The organism is Moorena sp. SIO1F2 (assembly GCF_010672755.1).
GTDB lineage: Bacteria > Cyanobacteriota > Cyanobacteriia > Cyanobacteriales > Coleofasciculaceae > Moorena.
The window spans coordinates 9,893-14,734 of record NZ_JAAHFV010000149.1 but is presented as its reverse complement, the minus strand read 5'-3'; the positions used below and the strand labels follow the sequence as shown (position 1 = coordinate 14,734).

Genomic DNA, 4,842 nt, shown 5'->3' with positions numbered 1-4,842 from the left:
TATACTAGTGCTACGTCTTCTTAGGAAATTCCTGAACTTTTTGACCGCTTCGTCTACTTGAGCTTCTGATATGTTATGATGGATATAGTAACGCAAGTTATCTGGTTCAGGCAATTTGAGGATTACCGCTAAGCCGTCTTTTAAGATAATCGGGTAAATGACCGCTGCTGTAGGGTCTAAATTATCAATGTTGACCTTTTCTGGCTTGGCGCAGGCGTCTCGAAAGAAGTTGTCGATTTCAGCAAGCTGGAGTGCTTCAATAGCCTCACGGGCCTGCTTGAGATTATCCTTACTCGGTTGAGGAGAACCCAAGAGTAAATCAACTAACTCTCGATAGACCGGTTCTACTTGTTCTCGGAAGGAAAACTGGATGTCAGGATTGAGAGTAACTAAATCACTGCGTAAATTCGTTAAGGTATTAGAGGCTTGGGTATAATAAGCGATCGCATTCTGGATCAGGTCGCTTACTGCTTCACTATCACCATTTCTGGTTTTAGTGGCTTGTTCGGCTTCAGCCTTAAGTATACGTCCCATTTGCCACTGCCACTGATAAGCAATATCTGGTGCATTAATCCCTTGGGCAATCAGAAGCGCTGACTTGGTAAAGGTTATGGCATTTGACGAATCTTTAGTTTGTTCAAACCAGTTACCAAGGGTGCCCAGGGCATAGGATTCTGCTCGTTTGTCTTCTAGGGTTTTAGCTTGCTCAATGGCTGTGTTGAGTAGTTGAGCAATGTCTTGGGAATTGGGAATTGGTGTGGGAATTGGTTTGGTAATTTGCGTACGCAATTTTCGATTTCTGATCTTGATCAGACTTTGAGCGAAATTTACGTGGGCGTAAACTGATGCTCTACTGGATGGTAATTTAGTTAGCAATGTCTGGATTTGTGGCAACAACGCTTGAACAGATTTCTCCTGGTCTGTTTCGATGAGTAAACTTAGCTGATTCAATTGTGCTTGAATTTGGGTGATGGGTGAGGTGGTGGTTGCTGCTGCTTGTTGATAGTGAGTTATCGCCTCTTGGATATGCTGCTGGAATGCTTTGTTATTATTCAAGTCTTTTGCTCTTGTGGCTAAGGCTCGCTCAGTATTACCTAAACTCAGTAACACTTGACTCTGGGATTCTGGAGATTTTATTCGTTGTGCGACTGTCCAACTTTTGGTTAAGGTCTGTTTAGATTGCTTTAAATCCCCTGCTTGTCGAAACACATTACCAAGATTGTGTAAGCCAATAGCTTTTAGAGGAGAATCCGGTTGTGCCAGCAGGGTTTGTCTTACCTGAGTCAATAGCTTCTTGGCTCGACGGTAAAGTCCCAAAGACTGCATCGCTTGGGCTTGATTAATCTGGCTACCAAGCACACCAACCCGATCATTGGCTTTAGCATACAGTGCTTCAGCATTTTGCCAGGTGTTCAGGGCAGCTTCAGCATTTCCCTGTACCAATTGCAAACGCCCTTGAGTGTTCAACACTTTAGCCAATACTCCCTCACCGCCCCTGGATACAGTTTCTAGCAACGACAAACTGGAGTCAATGGCTGCTTGGGCTTTATCCCATTCCCCAAGTTGCTGAGTGACTAAGGACAGCAAACACAGGGCTTGGGCTTGGTTGAGGATATCTCCTGTGGCTTGATAAGCTTGTGCCGCCTGCTGCAATACTCGTGCAGCATCAGAATATTGTCCAGCATCGTAATATTGTTTGCCTTTTTCCAGCAGCAGGTAGTGCTTCGTGCTTCCTGCTTGCTGTTGTGTCTTGCTTACTGTTGCGTTCTGCTCACTGTTATTGAGTGCTAATAGGTCAGTGCTGATAGTTGAGTGCTGATGGCTGACTGCTGATGGCTGAGTGCTGATGACTGAGTGCTGATGGGCAGCATAGAAGGGTAGTGCGTGTACACCACGGCTTAAGATTAGCCCCAACAAGGTCATTAAAATAAACTGAATTAGGCGCTTCATTTATGGCAGTTCTCAATTCGGTTAGGTACACAGTCCCGGGTTTTTAGGGAACAGGGAACAGGGAACAGGGAACAGGGAGCAGGGAGCAGGGAGCAGGGAGCAGGGAAAAGCGATCGCACAGCTTCCCCCTTGTTAAGGGGGACGGGAGGGGGATCTATCTTGTTAAGGGGGACGGGAGGGGGATCTATCTTGTTAAGAGGGACGGGAGGAGGATCTATCCTCTGGCTTCCCCCTTGTTAAGGGGGACGGGAGGGGGATCTATCTTGTTAAGAGGGACGGGAGGAGGATCTATCCTCTGGCTTCCCCCTTGTTAAGGGGGACGGGAGGAGGATCTATCCTCTGGCTTCCCCAGAAAACTCACCGCAGCTACTTAAAGGTTTGGTGAAGCATCGGACAATCTACTTGATGTAACCACGTACCCTTCGGAGTCACTATGACTGGATGGGCGGTGAGAATTACCTCCCCGTTGGCACCGATAACCCAGCCTTGGGCTTCTACAATTTGTTTAGGTTTAGGGTTATTGGTCTGTGGTTGATTAATCTGTAGTTGATGCTGCCTTGACCTTGACCGACGTTTTCTGATCCTAGTTTGAGGTTGCTCAGTGATACGCCAATCGTCCCATGTAGCATTGGGGTTCAGGGTTTCGTTAGGAGAAATCGGTAAGCCACCACGACCTGTGGCAATAAATTCACTGCCCTCACCGGCAGCACAGAGGTTTTTTTCAATTAGTTGAGAGACATCAATGACATCGCTTGGCAATTCCGACAACCCTCGGCTGGGGTCAATTTGAGGTGCATTGATGTTGACGGTACCATCTACACCAAACTCAGAGCTAGCGGTAATGTCACTGAGGGGAGTGAGGTTTTCTCGGAACTCTAGCCCAATGATACCTTGGGTGGTGATGTTGATATTGCCGCCATTGCCTTCAAAAGCATTAGCAGTAATGTCGCTATTTTCTTGACGAATGCCTATGATAAAGGGAGCATTAATCGTAATATTGCCGCCGTTTCCACCAGCTTGAGCAGTACCTGCGGTAGTGGATATTTTACTCTCCCGTCGCAAGAACAACAACTCGTCAATGGTTAAGGTAATATTGCCCCCTTGGTTGCTAGCCGTTTCTGCGGATAGCTCTGCTTGATTATTAAGGGTGAGTGTGCCTGCCTGAAGCTCAATATTGCCCCCTTTTCCGGTGCCTTGGCTATCTACAGCTATCTTGGCTCCATCCCGAATGGTGACAGTTCTGGGGTCAACGAAAATATTGCCACCATCGCCGCTAGAACCGGACGTGGTGTTGGCAAACAGCCCACTTCCAGTTCCAGCTAAAGTAATATCATCTCGTACTTCCAGAGTAATATCACCAGCCTGGTTAGTACCTTCGGTGGTGGTTCTGACGTTGCCACCGTCGGTAGCCTCAAACCGATTGGCCTCAATTATTTCAATGTTGCCACCCTTACCACCAGAAGTTGTAGTGGCTGACACCTGTGAGTCTCCCTGGATGGTCACTTGCTTAGCCTGAAGGGTGATGTTACCGGCATCTCCATCACCAGCAGTGCTGGAAGTTATTTCAGATTCATTGGTTAAGGTAAGCGATCGCGTTTTTAGATCAATATCCCCACCATTACCAACTGCACCAGGGTTTACTGCTGTGGATATGGAACTATTCCGATTAAGGTCAACCTGTTGAGCCTCTTGTATTTTGATTTGACCGGCATCCCCTTTCCCAGAAGTGCTGGCAGTTATTTGAGAGTCATTAGTTAAGGTAAGCGATCGCGTTTTTAGATCAATATTACCGGCTTTTTCAGCATCTGCTCCAGAGTTTACTGCTGTGGATATGGAACTATTCCGATTAAGGTTAACCTGTTGAGCCTCTTGTATGAAGATACTACCAGCATCGCCCTGAGCATCAGTACTAGCAGTTATTTGAGATTGATTTAATTTTAGCGTCCGCGTTTTTAGATCAATATCCCCACCATTACCAACTGCACCAGGGTTTACTGCTGTGGATATCGAACTCTTCCGATCAAGGTTAACCTGTTCAGCCTCTTGTATTGTGATACTACCGGCATCCCCTATCCCAGAGGTGCTGGCAGTTATGTTAGAGTCATTGTTTAAGGTAAGCGATCGCGTTTTTAGATCAATATTGCTAGCTTTTTCGGCAACTGCACCTTCCTTAATCTCTGTAGATATCGAACTATTCCGATTAAGGTCAACCTGTTGAGCATCCCGCACTTGGACTTGACCGGCATCGCCCTGAGCATCAGTACTAGCAGCAGTTATTTGAGATTGATTTAATTTTAGCGTCCGCGTTTTTAGATCAATATTCCCACCATCGCCAACTGCACCAGGGTTTACTGCTGTGGATATCGAACTCTTCCGATTAAGGTTAACCTCCTCGGCGTCTGGGATGGTGATACTACCGGCATCTCCGGTACCGGCAGTACTCGCTTCAATTTGCGACTGATTGTCCAGGGATAAAGACTTGGTTTCAATCTCGACATTCCCACCATTGCCAACTGCTCCAGTATTGACTGCTGTGGATATGGAACTGTTCCGATCAAGGTTAACCTGTTGAGCCTCTTGTATGGTGATACTACCGGCATTCCCTATCCCAGAGGTGCTGGCAGTTATGTCAGAGTCATTGGTTAAAGTAAGCGATCGCGTTTTTAGATCAATATTGCTAGCTTTTTCGGCAACTGCACCTTCCTTAATCTCTGTAGATATCGAACTATTCCGATTAAGGTTAACCTCCTCGGCATCTGGGATGGTGATACTACCGGCATTTCCGTTACCGGCAGTACTCGCTTCAATTTGCGACTGATTGTCCAGGGATAGAGACTTGGTTTCAATCTCGACATTCCCACCATTGCCCTCTGCACCAAAGTTTACTGCTGT

At 46.7% G+C, this 4,842-nt stretch carries 3 protein-coding genes; all 3 read right to left on the bottom strand.

The genetic code is table 11. From position 1 onward, the window contains the following. The coding region (locus F6J94_RS18170) for a hypothetical protein (RefSeq protein ID WP_293043085.1) at positions 1-1,950 on the bottom strand (1,950 nt) is incomplete at its 3' end. Continuing rightward, the gene (locus F6J94_RS18165) at positions 1,947-2,069 is read right to left on the bottom strand and encodes a hypothetical protein (RefSeq protein WP_293019598.1); all 123 of its coding nucleotides are present in this window, start codon (positions 2,067-2,069) and stop codon (positions 1,947-1,949) included. The genes F6J94_RS18165 and F6J94_RS18170, both read right to left, overlap by 4 nt. 247 nt (positions 2,070-2,316) lie before the next feature. Continuing rightward, the coding region (locus F6J94_RS18160; protein WP_293043082.1) for an S-layer family protein at positions 2,317-4,842 on the bottom strand (2,526 nt) is incomplete at its 5' end.